This window comes from Arthrobacter sp. NPDC093139 (assembly GCF_044754165.1).
Taxonomy (GTDB): domain Bacteria; phylum Actinomycetota; class Actinomycetes; order Actinomycetales; family Micrococcaceae; genus Arthrobacter.
This window is the reverse complement of sequence record NZ_JBIVOO010000004.1, coordinates 80,417-102,143: the sequence shown is the minus strand read 5'-3', so window position 1 is coordinate 102,143 and position 21,727 is coordinate 80,417. Positions and strand designations below refer to the sequence as shown.

At 66.2% G+C, this 21,727-nt stretch carries 20 protein-coding genes and 1 tRNA gene; 13 read left to right on the top strand and 8 right to left on the bottom strand.

Features of this window, described 5'->3' with window-relative positions; translation table 11 throughout:
• Nucleotides 1–90 precede the first annotated feature (90 nt).
• Nucleotides 91–438, bottom strand: a complete 348-nt coding sequence (locus tag ACIP90_RS08360; protein WP_400578472.1) for an ArsR/SmtB family transcription factor — start codon at nucleotides 436–438, stop codon at nucleotides 91–93.
• A gap of 62 nt (nucleotides 439–500) precedes the next feature.
• Nucleotides 501–1,241, bottom strand: coding sequence for an aquaporin (locus tag ACIP90_RS08355; RefSeq protein ID WP_400578470.1), 741 nt, complete (start codon nucleotides 1,239–1,241; stop codon nucleotides 501–503).
• 45 nt (nucleotides 1,242–1,286) lie between these two features.
• On the opposite strand from ACIP90_RS08355, the gene ACIP90_RS08350 reads away from it, so the two are divergent.
• From ACIP90_RS08350 to ACIP90_RS08330, 5 genes are all read left to right on the top strand, one after another.
• Nucleotides 1,287–1,961, top strand: coding sequence for a metalloregulator ArsR/SmtB family transcription factor (locus ACIP90_RS08350; protein WP_400578468.1), 675 nt, complete (start codon nucleotides 1,287–1,289; stop codon nucleotides 1,959–1,961).
• A gap of 158 nt (nucleotides 1,962–2,119) precedes the next feature.
• Complete coding sequence (locus ACIP90_RS08345) at nucleotides 2,120–2,542, top strand: arsenate reductase ArsC (RefSeq protein WP_256247991.1); 423 nt, start codon at nucleotides 2,120–2,122, stop codon at nucleotides 2,540–2,542.
• 25 nt (nucleotides 2,543–2,567) lie between these two features.
• Nucleotides 2,568–3,545: a thioredoxin-disulfide reductase gene (trxB, locus tag ACIP90_RS08340; RefSeq protein WP_400578466.1), complete on the top strand. Its 978-nt coding sequence runs from the start codon at nucleotides 2,568–2,570 to the stop codon at nucleotides 3,543–3,545.
• A 172-nt stretch (nucleotides 3,546–3,717) separates the two neighbouring features.
• Entirely contained in the window at nucleotides 3,718–5,109 is a 1,392-nt protein-coding gene (locus tag ACIP90_RS08335) for an FAD-dependent oxidoreductase (RefSeq protein WP_400578463.1), read from the top strand.
• Between the two features lie 203 nt (nucleotides 5,110–5,312).
• The gene (locus ACIP90_RS08330; protein ID WP_400578462.1) at nucleotides 5,313–5,732 is read left to right on the top strand and encodes a low molecular weight phosphatase family protein; all 420 of its coding nucleotides are present in this window, start codon (nucleotides 5,313–5,315) and stop codon (nucleotides 5,730–5,732) included.
• On the opposite strand, the gene ACIP90_RS08325 is transcribed toward ACIP90_RS08330, so the two are convergent.
• The 6 genes from ACIP90_RS08325 to ACIP90_RS08300 form a co-directional block, all read right to left on the bottom strand.
• Nucleotides 5,729–6,022, bottom strand: a complete 294-nt coding sequence (locus ACIP90_RS08325; protein WP_400578460.1) for a protealysin inhibitor emfourin — start codon at nucleotides 6,020–6,022, stop codon at nucleotides 5,729–5,731. The genes ACIP90_RS08330 and ACIP90_RS08325 overlap by 4 nt on opposite strands.
• Before the next feature lie 61 nt (nucleotides 6,023–6,083).
• Nucleotides 6,084–7,127, bottom strand: a complete 1,044-nt coding sequence (locus tag ACIP90_RS08320) for a M4 family metallopeptidase (RefSeq protein WP_400578459.1) — start codon at nucleotides 7,125–7,127, stop codon at nucleotides 6,084–6,086.
• A gap of 109 nt (nucleotides 7,128–7,236) precedes the next feature.
• Nucleotides 7,237–7,309 (bottom strand) — tRNA-Arg (locus tag ACIP90_RS08315).
• A gap of 105 nt (nucleotides 7,310–7,414) precedes the next feature.
• Nucleotides 7,415–8,974, bottom strand: coding sequence for an oxidoreductase (locus ACIP90_RS08310; protein ID WP_400578457.1), 1,560 nt, complete (start codon nucleotides 8,972–8,974; stop codon nucleotides 7,415–7,417).
• On the bottom strand, nucleotides 8,971–9,843 hold the full coding sequence (locus tag ACIP90_RS08305; protein ID WP_400578456.1) for an FAD:protein FMN transferase: 873 nt from the start codon (nucleotides 9,841–9,843) through the stop codon (nucleotides 8,971–8,973). Before ACIP90_RS08305 ends, ACIP90_RS08310 begins: the two co-directional genes overlap by 4 nt.
• A gap of 51 nt (nucleotides 9,844–9,894) precedes the next feature.
• The gene (locus tag ACIP90_RS08300) at nucleotides 9,895–10,359 is read right to left on the bottom strand and encodes a hypothetical protein (RefSeq protein ID WP_400578454.1); all 465 of its coding nucleotides are present in this window, start codon (nucleotides 10,357–10,359) and stop codon (nucleotides 9,895–9,897) included.
• Between the two features lie 187 nt (nucleotides 10,360–10,546).
• Between ACIP90_RS08300 and argS the strand changes: the two genes are divergently transcribed.
• The 8 genes from argS to prmC all read left to right on the top strand — a co-directional run bounded on the left by argS (nucleotide 10,547) and on the right by prmC (nucleotide 21,724).
• A complete protein-coding gene (gene argS / locus ACIP90_RS08295; protein WP_400578452.1) occupies nucleotides 10,547–12,196 on the top strand; it encodes an arginine--tRNA ligase in 1,650 nt (549 codons plus the stop codon).
• A gap of 5 nt (nucleotides 12,197–12,201) precedes the next feature.
• Nucleotides 12,202–13,668 (top strand): diaminopimelate decarboxylase, encoded by a 1,467-nt coding sequence (gene lysA, locus ACIP90_RS08290; protein WP_400578450.1) that lies wholly within the window; start codon nucleotides 12,202–12,204, stop codon nucleotides 13,666–13,668.
• Complete coding sequence (locus tag ACIP90_RS08285; RefSeq protein WP_400578448.1) at nucleotides 13,669–14,985, top strand: homoserine dehydrogenase; 1,317 nt, start codon at nucleotides 13,669–13,671, stop codon at nucleotides 14,983–14,985.
• Nucleotides 14,986–16,092, top strand: a complete 1,107-nt coding sequence (thrC, locus tag ACIP90_RS08280) for a threonine synthase (RefSeq protein ID WP_400578446.1) — start codon at nucleotides 14,986–14,988, stop codon at nucleotides 16,090–16,092.
• An 11-nt stretch (nucleotides 16,093–16,103) separates the two neighbouring features.
• Entirely contained in the window at nucleotides 16,104–17,069 is a 966-nt protein-coding gene (thrB, locus tag ACIP90_RS08275; RefSeq protein WP_400578444.1) for a homoserine kinase, read from the top strand.
• A 398-nt stretch (nucleotides 17,070–17,467) separates the two neighbouring features.
• Nucleotides 17,468–19,588, top strand: coding sequence for a transcription termination factor Rho (gene rho / locus ACIP90_RS08270; protein WP_400578442.1), 2,121 nt, complete (start codon nucleotides 17,468–17,470; stop codon nucleotides 19,586–19,588).
• 144 nt (nucleotides 19,589–19,732) lie between these two features.
• Nucleotides 19,733–20,806 (top strand): peptide chain release factor 1, encoded by a 1,074-nt coding sequence (prfA, locus tag ACIP90_RS08265; protein WP_400578440.1) that lies wholly within the window; start codon nucleotides 19,733–19,735, stop codon nucleotides 20,804–20,806.
• A gap of 18 nt (nucleotides 20,807–20,824) precedes the next feature.
• Nucleotides 20,825–21,724 (top strand): peptide chain release factor N(5)-glutamine methyltransferase, encoded by a 900-nt coding sequence (prmC, locus tag ACIP90_RS08260; RefSeq protein WP_400578438.1) that lies wholly within the window; start codon nucleotides 20,825–20,827, stop codon nucleotides 21,722–21,724.
• Nucleotides 21,725–21,727: the final 3 nt, after the last annotated feature.

Genomic DNA, 21,727 nt, shown 5'->3' with positions numbered 1-21,727 from the left:
CCACAGCTGCCACTCCACGGCACCCCCGCTCCCGGCACCAGCGTGGTCTGACGCACGGAACGGCTTGTCATCGTTGACGGCCCGGTGTCGTCACAGACTCTCCAGCAGCCCTGCCGTGCGCTCAAGGGCGCCGGGAATGAGCGAGTAGTAGGCCCAGGTTCCGCGCTTTTCACGGTGCAGCAGTCCGGCGTCGACGAGGATCTTCAGATGGTGGGACACGGTGGGCTGGCCAAGGTCCAGCGGCTCGGTGAGGTCGCAGACGCAGGACTCTCCGCTCTCCGCGGCCTTGACGATGGACAGCAGCCGCAGCCGGTTGGGGTCGGCCAGGGCCTTGAACACCGCCGCCCTGTCTTGCGCTTCGGCAGCGCCCAGCGTGGGCGCTGCCGGCGGGCAGCAGGCGGGCTCCGTGGCTGGTTCAAACAGGGGCAGTGAGGTCATCTACCCATTATGCTCCGATATTGACGTCCATCAATGTATCGAGTCGGGGCGACCTGCCGGCGCTAAGGCTTGATTGTCTGGCTGCCGTGCGGGATGACGACGTCGTCCGCGGCGCGTGCAGCAGTCGGGAACAGCAGGAGCAGCAGGCCCAGGCCGATGGCGGCGCCGAGCAGCTGGGCGATGACGAAGGCAGGCACCGAGCCCGGTGCGATGCCAGCGAAGGTGTCGCTGAAGATGCGGCCGACGGTCACCGCGGGATTGGCGAAGGATGTTGAGGAGGTGAACCAGTAGGCGGCTCCGATGTAGGCGCCGACTGCGGGTGCTGCGAGGGTACCGCGGTTGGTCGCGGCCAGGGCGAAGACCAGCAAGATGAGCCCGGCGGTGGCGACGACCTCACCCAGCAGGTGCCCTGCGGTTGCCCGGTCCTTTATGGAAATGGACGTCCCGATTTCAAACATGGCGTTGGCAAGCACGCTGCCGCCAATGCCGCCCGCAACCTGGGCTGCAATGTAGGCGCCAACGTCCTGCAGAGCCAGTCCGGAGCCGCTGCGCCGGCCCAGGAACCAGTCCGCCAAAGAAACCACGGGGTTGAAATGCGCCCCGCTCACCGGCCCAAACGCCAGGATCAGCACGGTCAGGCCCAGGACGGTCGCGGTGCTGTTTTGGAGCAACTGCAGGCCCACATCACCGGGGGAGAGCTGCTGGGCGGCGATCCCGGAACCGACGACGATGGCAACGAGCAGGGCGGTGCCGAGCAGTTCAGCGACCGCGCGGCGCCACAGAGGCGGCTGGTTTGAAGTCATGGCACCAGCTTGACGCAAAGAATTAACTCAGTCAAAATTGAACCAATGGATATTGAGGCAGTTGACGCATTTCAAGCGCGGGTAGCCAAGCATGCGGCCCTTGCTGATCCCGCACGCCTGCGCATCGTTGACCTTCTGACGCTGGGGGACTTCTCTCCCACGGAACTGCAGGCGGAGCTGGGCATGTCCTCAAACCTGCTCTCACATCACCTCAGAACGCTGGAAGAGGCCGGACTGGCAACACGGCACCGCTCGGAAGCGGACAAGCGTCGGAGCTACCTCCGGCTGGCGGCCGGGGCCCTGGATGGACTGGTGCCCGGGGAGGTTCATGGCGCCCGTCGCATCCTGTTCGTCTGTACTCGCAACAGTGCCCGCTCCCAACTGGCCGCGGCCCTCTGGCGGCAAGCGAGCAGCGTCCCTTCAGCCTCTGCCGGAACGCATCCCGCGGACCGCATCGCCCCCGGGGCCGTCGACGCCGCCCGGCGCCGCGGCCTGGACCTTCCCGACGTCGCACCCCGATCCCTGGATGATGTCGCGGGGGAGGCGGACTTTGTCGTGACCGTTTGCGACAGTGCTCACGAGGAACTGCCTTGGATAGGCGGAATTCACTGGTCCGTCCCCGACCCCCTGCGCCTGGGCACCAGGGAAGCCTTCGATAAGGCCTTTGATGACATCGCCCACCGTATTGCCGACCTCGCGCCCCGCGTCAGCGCTGCCTGACCAGGGCCGAACAGCTTCACCGGAGAAACATTGACATTCATCAATTTACGGCCGGATACTCTCTATATCGATCATCATCAATGTTCGGTTTGGGAGCTTCGCCGAGGCCGACACGCGCAGACGGCACCATCAACCCGAACCGATTCCAGGAGAAACCCGTGAGCACCGAAACCGCCAAGAAGCCCTCCGTCCTGTTCGTCTGCGTCCACAACGCCGGCCGCTCCCAGATGGCGGCTGCGTTCCTCACCACTCTCGGCAAGGGCCAGATCGAGGTCCGGTCCGCAGGATCCCAGCCGGCCGACAAAATCAACCCCTCCGCCGTCGAGGCCATGGCCGAACTCGGCATCGACATGTCCGCCGAGGTCCCCAAGGTCCTCACCACCGAGGCCGTCAAGGAATCCGACGTGGTGATCACCATGGGCTGCGGCGACGAATGCCCGTACTTCCCCGGCAAGCGCTACGAGGACTGGGTCTTGGAGGATCCGGCGGGCAAGGGCGTCGAATCCGTCCGCCCCATCCGGGATGAGATCAAGACCCGCATTGAGGGTCTGATTGACTCCCTGATCCCGGCCGCCAAGTAGACCCAAGACCCCTGAGGAGCACGGCATGAGCAACGAACAGCTGATCATCATCGGCTCGGGCCCGGCCGGCTATACGGCTGCCATCTACGCTGCCCGGGCGGGCCTGGAACCGCTCGTGCTGGCCGGCTCGGTCACCGCCGGCGGCGCGCTGATGAACACCACCGAGGTGGAGAACTTCCCCGGCTTCCCGGCCGGGATCCAGGGCCCGGAACTGATGGACGGACTGCAGCAGCAGGCCGAGCGCTTCGGTGCCCGGGTGGTGTTCGACGACGCCACGGACGTCCGGCTCAAGGGGCACCTCAAGCGCGTGGTCACCGGCGGCGGCGAGACGCACGAGGCGCCGGCCGTCATCCTGGCCACCGGCTCCGCGTACAAGGAACTGGGTTTGGCGGAGGAGAAGAAGCTCAGCGGCCACGGCGTCTCCTGGTGCGCCACCTGCGACGGGTTCTTCTTCCGCGAACAGGACATCATCGTCGTCGGCGGCGGTGACTCCGCCATGGAGGAAGCCACCTTCCTCACCCGCTTCGGAAAGTCCGTGACGGTCGTCGTGCGCAAGGGCGAACTGCGCGCCTCCCGCATCATGGCGCAGCGTGCCAAGGACAACCCCAAGATCAGCTTCGCCTGGAACTCGGCCGTCACCGCCATCCACGGCGACGGCAAGGTCAGCGGCGTCACGCTGACGGACACCCGCACCGGCGAAACCCGGCAGCAGTCCGCCACCGGGATCTTCGTGGCGATCGGCCACGTGCCGCGCACCGAGCTGGTGGCCGGGCAGGTGGAACTGGACGCCGAGGGCTACATCAAGGTGGACTCGCCCACCACGGTCACCAACCTGTCCGGTGTGTTCGCGTGCGGGGACGCCGTGGACCACCGCTACCGCCAGGCCATCACGGCCGCGGGAACCGGCTGCGCCGCGGCGCTGGATGCCGAGCGCTACCTCGCCGCGCTGGAGGATGCGGACAGCATCGCCACCGCGCTGCTGGAAGAACCCACCCACGCCTGAAACCCGGAACAGGGGAGGGGGTGAGCTCAATGACCAACGGATGCTGCGGCGACTCCGGTTGCTGCGACGACGAGGACTGCTGCTGACCGCACTCTCCAAGCACCTGCCGGCCCTACCCGGCCGGCGGGTGCCGACCACACCCGCACTGCCCCTACGGATGAAAGAGGAGACCATGGATTCAGCGAAGAACCTCCCGGTCGCCGTGATCGGCGCCGGCCCTGTCGGCCTGGCAGCCGCGGCGCACCTGCTGGAACGGGGCATCGAACCGCTGATCTTTGAAGCCGGCACCTCGCCGGGGGCGGCCATTGAGCAGTGGCGCCACATCCGTCTTTTTTCGCCGTGGCAGTTCAACATCGACGCCGCTGCCGTCCGTCTCCTGGAAGCCACCGGCTGGGAATCACCCCGGCCCACGGCCCTGCCCTACGGCGGCGAGCTGATCGACAACTACCTGGCGCCGCTGGCTGCGCTTCCCCAGATTTCCACACGCCTGCAGACCGGGGCCCGCGTCATCGCCGTCACCCGGCAGGGACTGGACAAGACACACGTCCGTCACCGTGACACCGCCCCGTTCGTGGTCCGGGTGGACCACCCGGACGGCGAAACCCGAGATCGCACCGTGGCTGCAGTCATCGACGCCTCCGGGACCTGGGCCACGCGCAACCCGCTGGGCACCTCCGGCCTTCCCGCCATCGGTGAGGACGCAGCGCAGGGCCGGATCTCCGCGCCGCTTCCCGACGTCACCGGCCGGGAACGCGCGGCCTTCGCCGGGCGCCGCGTCCTTGTTGTTGGGGCCGGGCACTCCGCCGCCAACACACTCATCAGCCTCGCTGACCTCGCCAGGGAAGAGACGGACACCCGGATCCTGTGGGCCATCCGGGGCGAGTCGGCCGCGAAAGTGTACGGCGGAGGCGACCTCGACGGGCTGCCCGCACGCGGCCAGCTCGGCGGCCGGGTGCGCCGGCTCGTGGAGGCCGGAAAGATCGAACTGCACACCGGCTTTGGGATCAGCTCAATGAAGACCCTCGAGTCGGGCGTAAGTGTCGAAGCTGTCGACGGCCGCACGCTGGAGGCCGACGTCATCGTCCCGTGCACCGGTTTCCGCCCGGACCTGGACATCCTGCGCGAACTTCGGCTCAACCTGGACCCAGCCGTAGAAGCGCCGCTGGAACTTGGCCCGCTGATCGACCCCGAATTCCACTCCTGCGGCACCGTCCCGCCTCACGGCGCCAAACTTCTCGCCCACCCGGACAAGGACTTCTACATCGTCGGCATGAAGTCCTACGGCCGCGCACCCACTTTCCTTCTGGCTACCGGTTACGAGCAGGTCCGCTCCGTCGCCGCCGCCCTCGCCGGCGACCAGGAATCAGCCGACACCGTCCACCTTGAGCTCCCCGAGACCGGGGTCTGCTCCACCGACGCGGGCACAAGCTGCGACGTACCCGCCACGGCATTGGCAGTCAACGACTCCGCCTCTTCAGAGTCCGGTTGCTGCGCCGCACCCGAACCGGTGCTGGTGGGGTTCCCGACGGGTCTGGCCCACGGCCGCTCCGGCAGTAACGACTAACCCGCTCAACGAATCTGGTGATTACGATGGGCTGCGGGGCCCCGCCCGATCTAACGGGGCAAGCGTTACGAAGACTGGGACCTGCCCGACCCCGCCGACCAGCCCCTCGAAACGGTCCGGGTCATCCGGGACCAGATCCACGAACGGATCAAAACCCTCGTCGCCTCACTCACCGCATCCCTTCCAAAGGAAACAACGCACTCATGATCCACGAAAAGACTCCGTCCGTGCTGTTCGTCTGCAGCAAGAACGGCGGCAAATCCCAGCTCGCCGCAGGACTCATGCACGACCTCGCGGGTGACGCCATTGCTGTCTACTCCGCCGGCACCAAACCCGGCACGTCCCTGAACCCCCAGGCCGTGGAGTCCCTGACCGAGCTCGGCATCGACATCACCGGCGAACACCCCAAACCGGTCACCGACGAGGTCCTGGAAACGGTCGATGCCGTCATCGTCCTGGGCACCGAGGCCAAGCTTGAACCGATCGAGGGAAAGCGCTTCGAGGTATGGGAAACGGACGAGCCTTCCGAACGCGGCATCGAGGGCATGGACCGCATGCGCCTGGTCCGGGATGACATCAATGCCCGGGTCCAGACGCTCTACACGGAGCTCGCCGGGAACTAGCTTTGGTGGGGCGCTTGCTCTGCCGCGGCTCTGGCCGTGTCCACGAGGACCCGCCACGGTCCGGTCACCGCCCGTTCCGGCAGCGTGGCCCGGTGCTGACCGGCCCGGATGGAATACATGAACCTGTCCGGCTGCCCCTCCCCGGCATTCCGGGAGTCCGGGACGGCGTCCCATGGGCAGGCTTCGACGATGGGCTGCCAGTGGTTCTTGTCGCTGGATGTCGTGGCCTGAACTGTCCAGGTGCGCGTCAGTGCAGCAATCCCTCCGCTGCGCTCAACTGTGATTTTCATGGCAGGGTCCTGGTGCTACGAGGCTGCCGGACGCGCGGAGCGGCCGCGCCCCGGCGTGGGGTTAGTGCTTTACCTTCACAGTTTCCCATGCCTGGCGCACGGCGTCATGCTCCGCAGACTCCTCGCCAAACAGTTCCCTTGCAGACGCCACTGTTGCCCTGGCAAAGACGCTGAACGTGGCTGTTGGTGGCAGCGAGCCGCCCGTCAGAGTCTCGTACCAGATCTGTCCCGGGGCCTCCCACGCGTTGCCGCCTATCGACTGGGCCAAAAGGCAGAAGGCACGATTGGGAATACCAGAATTAATGTGGACGCCGCCATTGTCCGCGCTGGTGCGGACGTACGAGTCCATCGAGTCCGGCTGCGGGTCCTTGCCGAGGACGTCGTCGTCGTATGCCGTTCCGGGGGCCTTCATGGAGCGCAGCGCCGAGCCTTCAACCTGGGGAGTGAAGAGGCCCTCACCGATCAGCCAGCTGGCGTCGGCGGTGGACTGTTTCCGGAAGTACTGTTCCACCAGGGCGCCGAAGACATCCGAGAGGGACTCGTTGATGGCGCCGGCTTGGTTCCGGTAGGCGAGCCCGGCCGAGAACTGCGTCACTCCGTGGGCCAGTTCGTGCCCGATCACGCTCAGGGAGCGGGTGAATCGTTCAAAGATTTCACCGTCACCGTCGCCGAACACCATCTGCTGGCCGTCCCAGAAGGCGTTGTCGTAGAGTCTGCCGAAATGGACGGTGGCATTGAGCGGCATGCCCTGGCCGTCAATGGAGTTTCGGCCGAAAACGTCGGCGTAAAGGCTGTGGGTGTGGCCCAGGCCGTCATAGGCTTCGTCGGCGGCGGGATCGCCGACGGGGGCTTCGCCTTCCTTCCGGACGAGTTGGCCGGGGAGCGACTCAGACGACTTGGCATCATAGACAGACCTGTTCGGGGGAGCCGGCCGCACTTGCCTCAACGCGGGCGGCGTTACGGGCGCAGGGGCAGTCCTGGCCGCCTGCACGGCCTTCACGTGCAGTAGGGCCTCTTTAGCGGCCCTGCGAACGGCCGTAAACCGCGGAGAATCCTGCGTGGCAAGACGCTTCAACATGTACGGCGGAATAATTGAACAGATCATGCCAAGGAGCCTACGAGTGGCCCCCGACAATCTCTGGAGGCGCACTGGACGTGCCGTTCCGGAATGCAGAAAACCCCGCCCCTTCAAGGAAGTGGCGGGGTTTTGTCTGTGCCCTCGATAGGATTCGAACCTACGGCCTTCTGCTCCGGAGGCAGACGCTCTATCCCCTGAGCTACGAGGGCAGTCAGGGATCCTGCCGTTTCCGGCGGGACGTCCTAGAGCTTAGCAGGAAGGTGGGGCCGAATGGAAAACCGGCACCGTGCTTTCCGGCAGAGCGCTGCACACTTCTAGTATCCGGCAAACGAATCAACGTGGATACGACGGGCGCCGGCCTGCCGTGCGGCACGCCGCAGCGACCCCACGCTGGCCGGTGAACCGGAAATAAAGACCCTGCGCTGAGCGATGTCGGGGACGAGCAGCTTCAGGGAAGGACCGTCCAGCCGGGCACCGGGATCCAGCCTCGCGCCGGCGTCTTCGATGAAGTCAGGGGGAGCGGAGCCGTCGGCCAGCCGGGCAAGAACAGTGGCGCCGGATTCCTGCAGCTCAGGCGCATATGCGAGTTCGGACGCATTTTTGGCGAGATAAAGCAGCACTGTGTCCTGCCGGCTGGCCAACCCGCTGGAAAGATGCGCCAGATACGGCGTGATGCCGATACCCGCAGCGATGAGCAGGACCGGACCGCTCGAACCCTTGGGCAGGACGAAGTCCCCGGCCACCGTGGTGGCCGTGAGCTCCTCCCCGGGCTTGAGCGCCAGGAGCTTGCGTTTGGCGGCCGAGACGGGGTCCGCAGTGCCGACGCCGATTTTCACGTGGGCCGCGTCCGGGGAATTCGTCAGGCTGAACACCCGGCGCCGGCCCTTGCCGTCAGGCTTCTCCAGGGGGAGGTCCAGTTCCATATACTGGCCCGGCTCGTGGCGGACAGGGCGGCGCGGCGTGAAGACAAACTCGGTCGTCGTCGGCGTGAGCCTGCGGGAGTGGCTGAACAGCAACCGGACGCTTCCCCGCTGCCCTGCCAGGAAGGCCAGCAGGTTCCCCGCAAGCAGGGCCAGTTCGGGCGAGTTCGCCACGAAACCGAAGTTGAAGGGCATCGCAAAAAGCAGTCCGACGACGGCGGCCAGCACCCCTTGCTGCCAGCGTCGCGGAGGCAGTGTCAGCGGCTCGGTGAGCATGAATCCGGCGAAGAAAAGCACAGGGCCTTGGGCCAGCGGCTGCCACACCGCCCCGCCCGGGTCCACACCGGATTGCAGCAGATCGCCGGCCGCGATGGACGTGGCCACAACAATGAAGACTGCGGCCAGCAGCATTTTCCGGGTCCGGTAGAGCACCAGCAGGACTCCGGGAACGACCAGCCACAGCATGGCAGGTGTGCCTGCCCACCAGGTCGCGATGTTCAGCCCGGTCAGACCGGTAATGAAGGCGCCGGCGGCCGCCGGGTTGAACACGTGGCGTCCGCGCCAGGCCAGAGCGTACTTGGACGCCGAGGCGAGGATGCAGGCAAGGGCGACGCCGGCAAGGTCGACCGGAGCGAACCCCGGCCCCAGTTGGCTGGGCCAAAACAGGAAGTAGAGTAAAAGCCCCGTGATCACTGACGATTCCGCATGCGGGCGGACGCGAAACACGGCCGCCAGGGCGCGGTTGGAGGCGTAGGTCAATCCGAGGCACAGCGCCAGGTGGGCGATCATGTTGGGAATGCCGAACGTCAGCCAGCCCAAGCCGTCCAGCAGCAGGCTATATGCCGCCAGTGCGGCAAGGACAAGGGAGACCAGCCGGTACATCGTGAAGCGGCCGAGGAAGGCGTCCAGCGCCGTGGCGGGCGAGGTCCGCAACCCGGTGGTGGTGGCACTCATGTGAACAGCATCCCTTCGAAGTCCGCGGAGTATTCCGCACTGCCGTTGGAAAAAACCTTAAGCCAGGAGAACCGGTAGTGGGGCTCCAGTGCCGCGGCGGGGAGCATGAACAGTGCCGTGGCCAAGGCATCTGCCTCCATGGCGGTTTCGGCTCTGGTCCACGTGGCCACCACGGTCCGGACCGGCTTGCCGGTGGTGCCATCCAGGACGTGGTGGAGTCCGTCGCCCCAGGCCCTTCGGTTGGAGGCCGAGGCACACAATGCCCCTCGGCCGAGGGGCACGGTGCCGATCGCCTTGCTGGAATCATAGGGATGCTCCAGCGCCACCGTCACGGGCGTCTCTCCTCCGTTCAAAAGGTCGCCGCTGGCATCGACAAAGAATTCGGTGAGTCCCCCGTCCCGCAGCACTCCGGCGAGGAGGTCCGCGAGCTGTCCCTTGCCGGCCGCCCCGATGTCCAGCACCAGGGGAGCGCTGTTGCTCAACGATGTCCCACGCCACTCAAGGACGTCGTCCCAGACCGGCGGCGGTGCCGCTGCTCCGCGTGGCTGCAGGGAATAGCCGGCATCGTAGCCCAGCTGTTCCAGGCTTTCGCCGATCAGCGGCGTCATGGCCCCGCCGCTGAGCGAGTACAGGTTCCGGTAAAGGTCTGCGAGGCCGGCGGATTCGGGGGGCAGTTCAAGGCGTCCCGGCCGTGCGGATACCTGGCTGATCAGGGAGTCGCCGCGGAACCTGGACCAGGTTGAGTCGTAGCGCTCTACCTCGGCAAGTATTCGGTTGCTCAGCCCGGCATCCAACGGCACGGGAGTGGAGATCTCCCAGCTTGTTCCGATGCCGTCAAAACGGAAATTGTGCCAGCCGGCGTGCGGCATGGGCTCTCCTTTGCTGCTGTCCGTCGTGGAGTCCATGCCGCCCGCGCACACCTAGACGGCCTGGGCCTTGATCGCCTCGACGGCCTGGTTGAAGCCGCCGCTGGTCAGGGACGAGCCGGCCACCTTGGAGACCTTGATTTCGTCGAGGCTCTTGCCCACTACCTGTGCTGCGATTCCCCCGGCGAACTGCCCCTGGAATTTCCGCGTGTTCGGGTTGGACGGATGCTCGGTGATCTCGACAGCAGAAACCGTTCCGTTGGCCAGCGTCAGCTGCACGCCCACAGTCTCGGTTCCGTTGGGCGACTTGTAGTTGCCGTCCGCACTGTACGTGCCGTCCTTGTAGCCGGTGCCGGATGTCGCGAGCGCTGATGAACCGGATGCTGCGGTCCCCGACGTGGAGGACGGTGTTTCCTGGGCGGCTGGCTGCTGTGCCGACGGCGCGCAGCCGGCCACCGTGCCGGCAAGGGACAGGCCGGCGATCCCGGCGAATACAGTTTTGCGGATTGAAGGCTGCACGGTGTCTCGTTTCGTTAGTACGGGTACGGGCACTTACCTGATGGACGACGTGGACGACGCCGAAATCAGGCTAAAGGTTCAAACTGTGAATGTCCCTACTATTTCCTGTGTCGGTGAGGCGGCCATCGCGGGGGCCCGGGTCCCCCCGGATTCCGCCGCAGGGCGGGCCCCCCGGTAGTCTAGGAAGGTGACTCCCGAAGAACTCTCCCTCGCCATATCCGCCTGCCTGCAAGATGCCGTTGCCGCCGGTGAGATCGCCCTTTCCGAGGCGGACGTCCCGGACGCCGTCCTGGTGGAGCGTCCCAAGAACCGGGAGCACGGAGACTGGGCCACGAACATCGCCCTTCAGCTGGCAAAGAAGGCCGGAACCAACCCGCGTGCCTTCGCAACAGTCCTCAGCGCCCGACTGCAGGAGATCGATGGCGTGTCCGCCGTCGAGACCGCCGGGCCTGGCTTCCTGAACATCACCGTGGACGCGGCCGCCGCCGGTGCCCTTGCCAAGGCAATCGTGGAAGCGGGGCCGGAGTACGGCACCAACTCCGCGCTCGCCGGCCACACGGTCAACATGGAATTCGTTTCCGCCAACCCCACCGGTCCGCTGCACATTGGCCATACGCGCTGGGCTGCCCTCGGTGACTCGATCGCCAGGGTGCTGCGCGCGTCAGGTGCCGAAGTTACCGCGGAGTATTACATCAATGACGCCGGCTCGCAGATGAACGTGTTCGCCAACTCTGTGCTGGCACGCCTTCACGGCCGTGACGTGCCCGAAGGCGGCTACCCGGGCGAGTACATCCGGGACCTTGGCCATGAAGTGCTGACCCAGCACCCGGACATCCGCGAGCTCACCGATGTGGCGGCCCTTCCCGTGATCCGGGCAGCGGCCTATCAGGCGCAGCTGAAGGACATCAAGGACACGCTGGCCGACTTCGGCGTTTCCTTCGACGTGTTCTTCTCCGAGCAGGAGCTTCACGACGCCGGCGCCATCGAAAGCGCCGTAGCCCGCCTGCGCGAGCAGGGCCACGTGTTTGACGACGGCGGTGCCGTCTGGCTGCGCACCACGGACTTTGGCGACGACAAGGACCGCGTCATGATCCGCTCAAACGGCGAACCCACGTACTTCGCCGCCGACGCCGCCTACTACCTGTCCAAGAAGGACCGCGGCTACACCGAAAAGATCTATCTGCTGGGCGCCGACCACCACGGCTACATCAACCGGCTCAAGGCCATAGCTGCTGCTGCCGGCGATGACCCGGAGGTCAACATCGAGGTGCTGATCGGCCAGCTCGTCTCGGTCAACGGTGCCAAGCTGTCCAAGCGTGCCGGCAACATCATCGAGCTCAAGGACCTGATCTCATGGCTTGGCAAGGACGCCGTGCGCTACTCGCTGGCACGGTTCCCGGCGGACTCGCCGCTCACGCTGGATCCGGAGCTGCTCAAGAAGCACAGCAACGAAAACCCGGTGTTCTACGTGCAATACGCACACGCCCGGTCCCGCGGTGCGGCCCGCAATGCGGTTGCGGCGGGGGTGGACCGCAGCGCCTTCGACGCCTCCCTGCTGCATCATGCGACCGAGAACGAGCTGCTCTCTTACCTGGGCAGCTACCCCTCCATCGTGGCCAAGGCCGCGGAACTGCGGGAACCCCACCGGGTGGCCCGCCACCTTGAGCTCATCGCCGGCGCCTACCACCGCTGGTACGACGCCTGCCGCATCGCCCCCCTGGGCGAGGAAGCCGTCACTGACCTCAACCGCACCCGCCTGTGGCTCAACGACGCCACCAGCCAGGTGCTTGCCAACGGACTGGACCTGCTCGGCGTGTCCGCGCCGGAACGGATGTGAGTGGAATGACTGCAAACGCCTCTTCCCCCCTCGCCCCTGACTGGCTGGCGCTGCCTGCGGACCTGAACGCGCTCCACGAGCCCATGTGGGCTGCCGGAGTCGGGCGGACTTCCGACGGCGAACTGGCGGTTGACGGGATTCCGGTCAGCTCGCTCAAGGAACAGTTCGGGACGCCGCTGTTTGTCATGAGCGAGTCGGACTTCCGAGCCCGCGCCCGCTCCTTCAAGGATGCCTTTGACGAGGCCTTCGCCGACATCTGCGGGGGAGTGGATGTCTATTACGCAGGCAAGTCCTTCCTCTGCTCCGCTGTGGCCCGGTGGGTGGCTGAGGAGGGCCTGCGCCTGGACACCTGTTCCGGCGGTGAACTTGCCGTGGCCGCGCGTGCCGGCATTGACGGTGCCATCCTCAGCCTGCACGGCAACAACAAGTCCGACGCCGAGATCAACCGTGCACTGGACATGAAGCTCGGCCGCATCGTGGTGGACAGCCTGGACGAGCTGGAGCGGGTGGCCAAAATAGCGTCCGAACGGGGCGAAACGGCCAAGGTCATGCTGCGCCTGACCCCGGGCGTGCACGCCCACACCCACGAATTCATCGCCACGGCCCACGAAGACCAGAAGTTCGGCCTGTCCATGGCCGGAGACTCCACTGAGCAGGCCGGCCTTTCTGCGGCCGAGGAAGCCGTTGCCGCGGCAACAAGCTACTCTGGCATCGAACTGCTCGGCCTGCACTGCCACATCGGTTCGCAGATCTTCGAACCCGACGGCTTTGCCCTGGCCGCAGTGAAGCTCCTGGGTTTCCTGGCGGAGATGCAGGAAAAGTACTCGATCCACCTTCCCGAGCTTGATCTTGGCGGCGGCTACGGCATCGCGTACACGGCGGTGGACACCCCGCGCCCGCCTGCCGACATCGCGCAGGCGATGGCCGCCGTCGTCCGCTCCGAATGCGCTGGACTGGGCATTTCAGCACCGCGGATCTCGATCGAACCGGGACGTGCCATCGTGGGCCCCAGCACCTTCACCCTGTACGAAGTGGGCACCCGGAAGACCGTCCGCGTGGACGCCCCCGCCACCGGTGGCGCCGAAGCCGCCGGAAAAAACGTTACGCACGCCCGCCGTTATGTGTCGGTGGACGGAGGCATGAGCGACAATGCCCGCCCGGTGCTCTACGACGCGGATTATTCCGCGATCCTCGCCTCGAGAACCTCCGCAGCGGCTCCGCAGCTGTCCCGAGTAGTGGGCAAACATTGCGAGAGCGGCGACATAGTTGTTAGAGATGTATATCTGCCCGAGGACGTGGCAGCCGGTGATCTGCTCGCTGTACCGGGGACCGGCGCCTACTGCTGGGCCCTGTCAAGCAACTACAACTATCTGGCCCGGCCGGGCGTTGTCGCTGTGCGCGACGGGTCTCCCCGGCTGATTGTCCGCGGGGAAACTGAAGAAGATCTGCTGAACCGCGACATGGGAGCCTGAATGACTGAATTGCGAACCCTGAAAGTGGCCCTGCTGGGCTGTGGCAACGTCGGGGCTCAGGTGGCGCGGATTCTCATGGACGACGCCGACACCCTGGCCCCCCGCACGGGTGCCCACCTGCAGCTCACGGGCATCGCCGTGCGCAACGTCGACGCCGAGCGTGAGGTGGACCTTCCGCGCGAACTGTTCACCACGGATGCCGAAACCCTGGTCAAGGACGCCGACCTCGTCATCGAGCTGATGGGCGGCCTCGAGCCGGCCCGTTCCCTGATCGTTGCGGCCCTCCAGAACGGCGCCAGCGTCGTCACGGGAAACAAGGCCCTGCTTGCCGCCGACGGCCCCGCCCTGTACGAAGAGGCGGACAAGGCCGGCGTCGAGCTGTCCTACGAGGCGGCAGTGGCAGGCGCCATCCCGATCCTGCGCCCCATCCGCGACAGCCTGTCCGGAGACCGCATCACCCGCGTCCTGGGCATCGTGAACGGCACCACCAACTTCATCCTTGACCAGATGGACAGCACGGGCGCCCAGTTCGCCGACGCTCTTGCCGAGGCCCAGCGGCTGGGCTATGCCGAGGCCGACCCCGCCGCCGACATCGAAGGCCTGGACGCGGCAGCAAAGGCTGCCATCCTCGCATCGCTCTCCTTCCACACGCGGTTCGACCTCGCGAACGTCCACTGCGAGGGCATCACCGGTGTCACCGCTGCCGATATCGCCGCGGCCAAAGAAGCGGGGTTCGTCATCAAGCTGCTGGCTATCGCCGAGCAGCTGACAGATTCCGACGGCGGCGACGGCGTCTCGGTGCGCGTGCACCCCACCCTGCTTCCCCGGGAACATCCCCTGGCTGCCGTCCGCGGAGCCTTCAACGCGGTCTTCGTTGAGGCGGAGAACGCCGGTGAGCTGATGTTCTACGGCCAGGGCGCCGGCGGAACGCCGACCGCCTCTGCCGTGCTGGGCGACCTCGTCTCGGCAGCCCGCAGGATCGTCCTGGGCGGCCCGGGCCGCATCGAATCCACCACCGGCCACGTTCCGGCTCTGCCCATCGACGCCGTCAACACCAGCTACTACATCGGGTTGGACGTTGCCGACCAGCCCGGCGTCCTGGCGAAGATCGCCCAGCTGTTCGCCGAGCACGGCGTTTCGATCGAGACCATGCGCCAGACCATCCACCGTGACGCCGAGTCCAACGTGGAATCGGCGGAACTGCGGATCGTCACGCACCGGGCAAGCGAAGCTGCACTGGCAGCAACCGTCGAGGCAGTGAAGGGCCTTGACGTTATCAATTCCGTTACATCCGTACTTCGGGTAGAAGGAGTCTAAGTGGCTCACCAATGGCGCGGGGTCATCCGCGAATACGCTGACCGTTTGCCAGTCACGGAGAAAACCAGGGTCATTACCCTCGGTGAGGGCGGCACGCCGCTCGTCCACGCGCAGAAGCTCTCGGAGCTGACCGGGTCAGAGGTGTACCTCAAGGTCGAAGGCATGAACCCCACCGGTTCCTTCAAGGACCGCGGGATGACCATGGCCATGACCGCCGCCGTGGAGTCCGGAGCGAAGGCCGTGGTGTGCGCCTCCACCGGCAACACCTCCGCTTCGGCTGCCGCGTACGCCACGGCCGCCGGCCTGAAGTGCGCGGTGCTGGTGCCGGAAGGCAAGATCTCCATGGGCAAGCTCAGCCAGGCGATCGCCCACGGCGCCACCCTGCTGCAGGTCGACGGCAACTTCGACAACTGCCTGGACATCGCCCGCAAGCTTGGCGAGTCCTACCCGGTCTTCCTGGTGAATTCCGTCAACCCTGCCCGTATCCAGGGACAGAAGACCGGAGCCTTCGAAATCGTGGACGCCCTCGGCGATGCCCCGGACATCCACGTGCTGCCCGTCGGCAACGCGGGGAACATCACCGCGTACTGGAAGGGCTACAAGGAGTACTCGGCGCCGTTCGAATCCGCGACAGCCGGCACCCTTCCCGCTGTTTCCACCCGCACTCCCCGGATGTGGGGCTTCCAGGCCGCGGGTGCCGCCCCGTTTGTAGCCGGTCACCCCATCACTGAGCCGGACACCATCGCCACGGCGATCCGCATCGGCAACCCTGCCTCCTGGGACGGTGCGATTGCCGCCCGTGACGAGTCGGGCGGCTTCATTGACGCCGTGACGGACGACGAAATCCTCGCAGCCCACCGCTGGCTCTCCTCCAAGGAGGGTGTCTTCGTGGAGCCCGGCTCGGCCGCAGGCGTCGCGGGGCTCCTCAAGAAGCATGAGGCCGGCGAGGTTCCTTCGGGCAAGACGATCGTCATCACCGTCACCGGCCACGGTCTGAAGGACCCCCAGTGGGCCCTGCGGACGGACGACGGCAGCGATGTCCAGCCCGTCAAGGTGTCCAACGACGTTGTCACGGTCGCCGCCGAACTGGGACTGGAAGACAAGTAACCTTGGAAACCATGCTGCCCCAAACCCACCAGCTGCCCGCGATTCAAAGCGGGCAGCAGGTTACCGTCCGGGTGCCTGCCACCAGCGCGAACCTCGGGCCCGGCTATGACAGCCTCGGCCTCGCCCTGACGCTGCACGACACCCTGACGGTCGAGAGCCTCGAGAGCGGGGAGCTGGTTTTCGAGCTCAGCGGTGAGGGAGCCGCGTCCCTGCCCCGCGATGCCAGCCACCTCGTGGTCAGGGCCATGAATGCGGCGTTCTCGCGCCTGGGCTACCGCCACAACGGCCTGAAGATCACGGCAGAGAACGTCAACCCGCACGGCCGCGGCCTGGGTTCGTCTGCAGCCGCGGTGGTGGCCGCCGTTACGGCAGCAAACGCCCTGCTCCCCTCGGGGGAGCAGCAGGACCGGAACTGGATCCTCCAGCTGACCAGTGAAATGGAGGGGCACCCGGACAACGTCGCCCCGGCGATTTTCGGTGGGCTGGCGCTGTCGTGGCAGGACAGTGACCAGTACAGCAGCACCTGCGCCGCAGTGAACGAAGCCGTTATCCCCATCGTGGCCGTGCCCGATTATGAGCTGTCCACGGAAGCCGCGCGTGCCCTGCTGCCGGCCTCCGTGGGCCACCACGCAGCAGCCATGAACTCCGGCCGCGCCGCACTCCTCATCCACGCCCTGACAAACAAGCCGGAACTTCTGCTCGCCGGTACCGAAGACTTCCTGCACCAGAGCTACCGCGCGGAGGCGATGCGGCCCAGCGCCGCCCTCATCAAGGCGCTGCGCCAAACCGGGCACGCCGCCGTCGTTTCCGGCGCCGGGCCCACCGTCCTGGTGCTTGCCAACGGCGAGGCGGAAGCCGCGGATGTGCTGCAGTTCATCAATACGTTCACGGCGGAGAACACGCCTGATATCAACTGGCGAGTGATGAAGCTGGCAGTGGACGTTGAAGGTGCTAAAGTGGGAGTGCACCGGCGGTAAACCCGCATTCAGTCATCGCAGTTATGCAGTCAGACAGCGACTCTGCAGTCAAGGGGCCCTGCAGCCAAAGACCGTGCAGTCAAGAACCTGATTATCGGCCATGTTGCCTATTCCGGTCCTGACCTGCTCAGTTCTGCTGCTGCTTCGTCTTCGTAATGCGCAGTATTTTCCGGTGCCGCCTCCTTGGCCTGACGGGCTTACAGAAAGCATTCTGTTCCCTGAACCGTCAGTCCGACGTCCCGCTGAATTACGGAGCGTTGAAGGCGATCAGTATCCGGCCCTGCCGCGAATTCCATCCGGCAAGGCCGAAATCCCGGCTGCAGATCTGAACTGCAGCCCAGATCAAATCATCGCGTCCAGCTCCCAGTCTGGACGCCGTCGAGGGGGAAGGATCCTTCGTGACCGAAACCACTGAGCTGTCGCCAGCTGTGGACACACCATCTTCAGCTTCCGGATCGTTGACGGAAGCACCCGCCAAGAGCAGCGGCCTCGCCGGCCTCAAGCTCGCCCAGCTGCAGGCTCTTGCCAGCCAGCTTGGTATTTCCGGCGGCTCCCGTATGCGCAAGGGAGACCTCGTCTCTGCCATCTCGGCGCATCGTGCGGGTACTTCAGCACCCACGGCTCCAGCCCGGGGTGCTGCGAAGACCACCGGTGACAGCAGCGCTGCTGCAGACGTAACGGCTCCGGCCGCCCCTGCTGCAGCGACGGAAGCCCCGGCCCAGGAAGGCACCCGTGCCCGGGGCCGTGGCCGCAGCCGCCGCGCCGTCAGCGACGGTGTAGTCTCCACTCCAGCCGCTGAACCTGCCGCCGAGCCCGCCGCCGTCGAAGCACCGGCTGCCCCGGCAGCCGCCGAGGCCCCCGAAGCCGCAGCCGGCGAAGGCGCCGGCGAACGCCGCCCGCCGCGCACTCGGAACCGCCGCCGCGGCGAGGCCGCCGCAGCGGCCCCGCAGGCCGAAACTGCCGAGGCCCCGGCCGAAGCCGCTCCGGCGGAAACGCGCGGTGCTGAGACCCGCGGTGCTGAGACCCGCGGTGCTGAGACCCGCGAGCAGGGTGGCGACGCCGGCGAGGGCGCACAGCGCACGGACCGCCGCGAAGCCGGCCGCACCCGTGGTGGCCGCGACTCTGCTGAAAGCGCAGGCGGCCGTGACAACCGTCGCGATGACAGCCGCGACGGCGACGACACCGATGGCGGCAGCCGCAGGAACCGCCGCAACCGCCGCGACCGCAACGAACGGTCCGACAACCGGTCCGACAGCCGGGACGGCAACCGCAACGACCGCTTCCGCGACCGCAACGACCGCCGCCGGGGACGCAGCCAGGGACCCGACGTCGACGACGTCGAGGTCACTGACGATGACGTCCTGCTGCCCGTGGCAGGCATCCTGGATGTCCTGGAGAACTACGCCTTCATCCGCACTTCCGGCTACCTGCCGGGCCCGAACGATGTCTACGTGTCCCTCGCCCAGGTCAAGAAGTACAACCTGCGCAAGGGTGACGCCGTCGTCGGTGCCATCCGCGCTCCGCGCGACGGGGAGGACCGCGGCCAGCAGTCCGCACGCCAGAAGTTCAATGCCCTGGTGCGCGTGACCTCGGTCAACGGCAAGACCTCCGAGGACCTCAAGGACCGCGTTGAGTTCGCCAAGCTGGTTCCGCTGTACCCGTCCGAGCGCCTCCGCCTCGAGACGGACCCCAAGAAGATCGGGCCCCGCGTCATCGACCTGGTTGCCCCGATCGGCAAGGGACAGCGCGGCCTCATCGTCTCGCCGCCGAAGGCCGGCAAGACCCTCATCCTGCAGTCCATCGCCAACGCCATCACCACCAACAATCCTGAGGTCCACCTCATGATGGTGCTCGTTGACGAACGCCCCGAAGAAGTCACGGACATGCAGCGCACAGTCAAGGGCGAGGTTATCGCCTCCACCTTCGACCGTCCCGCCGACGACCACACCACCGTGGCCGAGCTCTCCATTGAACGCGCCAAGCGGCTCGTGGAAATGGGCATGGACGTCGTGGTGCTCCTCGACTCCATGACCCGCCTGGGCCGCGCCTACAACCTGGCAGCACCGGCTTCTGGCCGCATCCTGTCCGGTGGTGTCGACTCCGCAGCCCTGTACCCGCCGAAGCGCTTCTTCGGTGCTGCCCGCAACATCGAAAACGGCGGCTCGCTGACCATTCTGGCCACCGCGCTCGTCGAGACCGGCTCCAAGATGGATGAGGTCATTTTCGAAGAGTTCAAGGGCACCGGCAACATGGAACTCCGCCTGTCCCGCCAGCTGGCTGACAAGCGCATCTTCCCGGCCGTGGACGTCAACGCGTCCGGTACCCGGCGCGAAGAGAACCTCCTCTCGCCTGAAGAGGTCAAGATCATGTGGAAGCTGCGCCGCGTCCTCTCCGGACTCGAAACCCAGCAGAGCCTTGAACTCCTGACCAACAAGATCCGGGAGACGCAGAGCAACGTCGAGTTCCTCATGCAGGTTCAGAAGACGACGCTTGGTGCTAAGTCGGACAACGACAAGTAGCTGAGCTGGGGGTGGGGCCGTCGCGTATTCTCGCGGGCCCCACCCCTTTGTCGTACGGCTTTTTGTCCCCCCGAACGTCTTGCTGTCCTCTCACCTAACGCCGCCGCATTACTAGACTTGAAAGAGTCGAAAGAGGTTTTGAAAATGTTTGAGTCCGTACAGGGCCTGCTTGATGAGCATGATGCTATTCAGGCTCAGCTGGGCGATCCGGCTGTCTATGCTGACCAGAAGCTGGCGCGGAAGTTGGGGCGGCGGTCCGCGCAGCTTAACGGCATCGTGGAGACCTATCACAAGTGGCACGGGCTCCAGGATGACCTGGCGGCAGCCAAGGAAATGGCTGCCGAGGATCCTGAGTTCGCTGCCGAGGTGCCCGAGCTTGAGGCCGCCCTCGAGACTACCGCTGCAAAGCTTCGCCGGCTCCTCATTCCGCGCGACCCGGACGATGCCCGCAACGTGATCCTCGAGGTCAAGGGCGGTGAAGGCGGCGACGAGGCTGCGCTGTTCGCCGGTGACCTCCTGCGCATGTACACCCGCTATGCGGAGTCGCGCGGCTGGAAGACCGAAATCATTTCCGCAACCGAGTCGGATCTGGGCGGGTACAAGGATGTCCAGATGGCCGTCAAGGGCAGCTCGAACGACCCCGCCGAAGGCGTTTATGCGCGGCTGAAGTTCGAGGGCGGCGTGCACCGCGTGCAGCGCGTGCCCGTCACCGAATCGCAGGGCCGCATCCACACCTCGGCTGCCGGCGTGCTGGTCCTTCCCGAGGTGGACGAGCCTGAAGAGCTCGAAATCAACCAGAACGACCTCAAGATCGACGTCTACCGGTCGTCGGGACCCGGCGGCCAGTCCGTCAACACCACCGACTCGGCGGTGCGCATCACCCACCTTCCGACCGGGATCGTCGTGGCCATGCAGAACGAGAAGTCGCAGCTGCAGAACCGCGAGGCCGGCATGCGCGTTCTCCGTGCCCGCATCCTGGCGCACCAGCAGGAACAGATCGACGCCGAAAACTCGGCCCAGCGGAAGTCGCAGATCCGCACCATGGACCGTTCCGAGCGGATCCGCACCTACAACTATCCGGAAAACCGGATCGCTGACCACCGCACCGGCTACAAGGCGTACAACCTGGACCAGGTCATGAACGGCGACCTTGAACCGGTGATCCAGTCCGCCATCGAGATGGACGAGCAGGCACGCCTGGACGCCATCGGCGACTAGCCGGACCGCCAAAACCAGATGACGACCGAGCATGATCCGGCCCAGTCGGGGCTGTCCCTTGGCGATGCCGTCCGCGAGGCCACCGGACTCCTGGCCGCTGCCGGAGTTCCGAGCCCCCGGGTTGACGCCGAACTGCTGGCCGACCACCTGCTAGGCGTGGGCCTGGGAAGGCTGCGGGCCATGATGCTCGGAGATACGCCGGCGCCGGCCGGCTATGCGGAACTGGTGGCCGAGCGTGCCCGGCGCATTCCGCTGCAGCACATTACGGGCGTCGCACATTTCCGCTACCTTCAGCTGGCCGTGGGCCCTGGGGTCTTCATTCCCCGCCCGGAAACGGAATCGGTGGTCCAGCTGGTCATCGACCGGCTCCACGCACTGATCCGTGCTGGGGCGCGCCACCCCAAAGTGGTGGATTTGGGCACCGGTTCGGGGGCCATTGCGGGCTCCGTGGCCCACGAGGTGCCCGAGGCCGAGGTCCATGCTGTGGAGTACAGCGAGTTCGCGCACGCCTGGGCGGCAAAAAACCTCCGGCCCCTCAACGTCCGACTCATCCGCGGGGACCTGAGGGACGCATTGAAGGAACTCAACGGGACCTTCGACGTCGTGGTGTCCAACCCGCCCTACATCCCCGCCGAAGCTATCCCGAACGAACCCGAAGTGGCGCTCCACGACCCGCCCGAAGCGCTTTACGGCGGGGGAGCGGACGGCATGGAACTGCCGACGGCGGCTGCCGCCTCTGCGGCGCGGCTGCTGGTTCCCGGCGGGTACTTCGTGATGGAACACGCCGAAGTCCAGGCCGCCTGGATCGCGGCCATGCTGTCCCGGACGGGCCGGTGGACGGAAGTCACCACGCACGTGGATCTCAACGGCAAGGAACGCGCTACCAGCGCCGTCCTCGCCACGGCAGGCGCGGAGTAATGA

Coding starts and splice junctions, on each gene's coding strand:
- thrB (WP_400578444.1), top strand. CDS start 16,104: ATGCTGCCCCAAACCCACCAGCTGCCCGCGATTCAAAGCGGGCAGCAG.
- ACIP90_RS08355 (WP_400578470.1), bottom strand. CDS start 1,241: ATGACTTCAAACCAGCCGCCTCTGTGGCGCCGCGCGGTCGCTGAACTG.
- ACIP90_RS08335 (WP_400578463.1), top strand. CDS start 3,718: ATGGATTCAGCGAAGAACCTCCCGGTCGCCGTGATCGGCGCCGGCCCT.
- ACIP90_RS08350 (WP_400578468.1), top strand. CDS start 1,287: ATGGATATTGAGGCAGTTGACGCATTTCAAGCGCGGGTAGCCAAGCAT.
- prfA (WP_400578440.1), top strand. CDS start 19,733: ATGTTTGAGTCCGTACAGGGCCTGCTTGATGAGCATGATGCTATTCAG.
- ACIP90_RS08305 (WP_400578456.1), bottom strand. CDS start 9,843: ATGCCGCACGCCGGCTGGCACAATTTCCGTTTTGACGGCATCGGAACA.
- ACIP90_RS08360 (WP_400578472.1), bottom strand. CDS start 438: ATGACCTCACTGCCCCTGTTTGAACCAGCCACGGAGCCCGCCTGCTGC.
- ACIP90_RS08325 (WP_400578460.1), bottom strand. CDS start 6,022: ATGAAAATCACAGTTGAGCGCAGCGGAGGGATTGCTGCACTGACGCGC.
- trxB (WP_400578466.1), top strand. CDS start 2,568: ATGAGCAACGAACAGCTGATCATCATCGGCTCGGGCCCGGCCGGCTAT.
- ACIP90_RS08310 (WP_400578457.1), bottom strand. CDS start 8,974: ATGAGTGCCACCACCACCGGGTTGCGGACCTCGCCCGCCACGGCGCTG.
- ACIP90_RS08320 (WP_400578459.1), bottom strand. CDS start 7,127: ATGATCTGTTCAATTATTCCGCCGTACATGTTGAAGCGTCTTGCCACG.
- ACIP90_RS08285 (WP_400578448.1), top strand. CDS start 13,669: ATGACTGAATTGCGAACCCTGAAAGTGGCCCTGCTGGGCTGTGGCAAC.
- ACIP90_RS08330 (WP_400578462.1), top strand. CDS start 5,313: ATGATCCACGAAAAGACTCCGTCCGTGCTGTTCGTCTGCAGCAAGAAC.
- lysA (WP_400578450.1), top strand. CDS start 12,202: ATGACTGCAAACGCCTCTTCCCCCCTCGCCCCTGACTGGCTGGCGCTG.
- prmC (WP_400578438.1), top strand. CDS start 20,825: ATGACGACCGAGCATGATCCGGCCCAGTCGGGGCTGTCCCTTGGCGAT.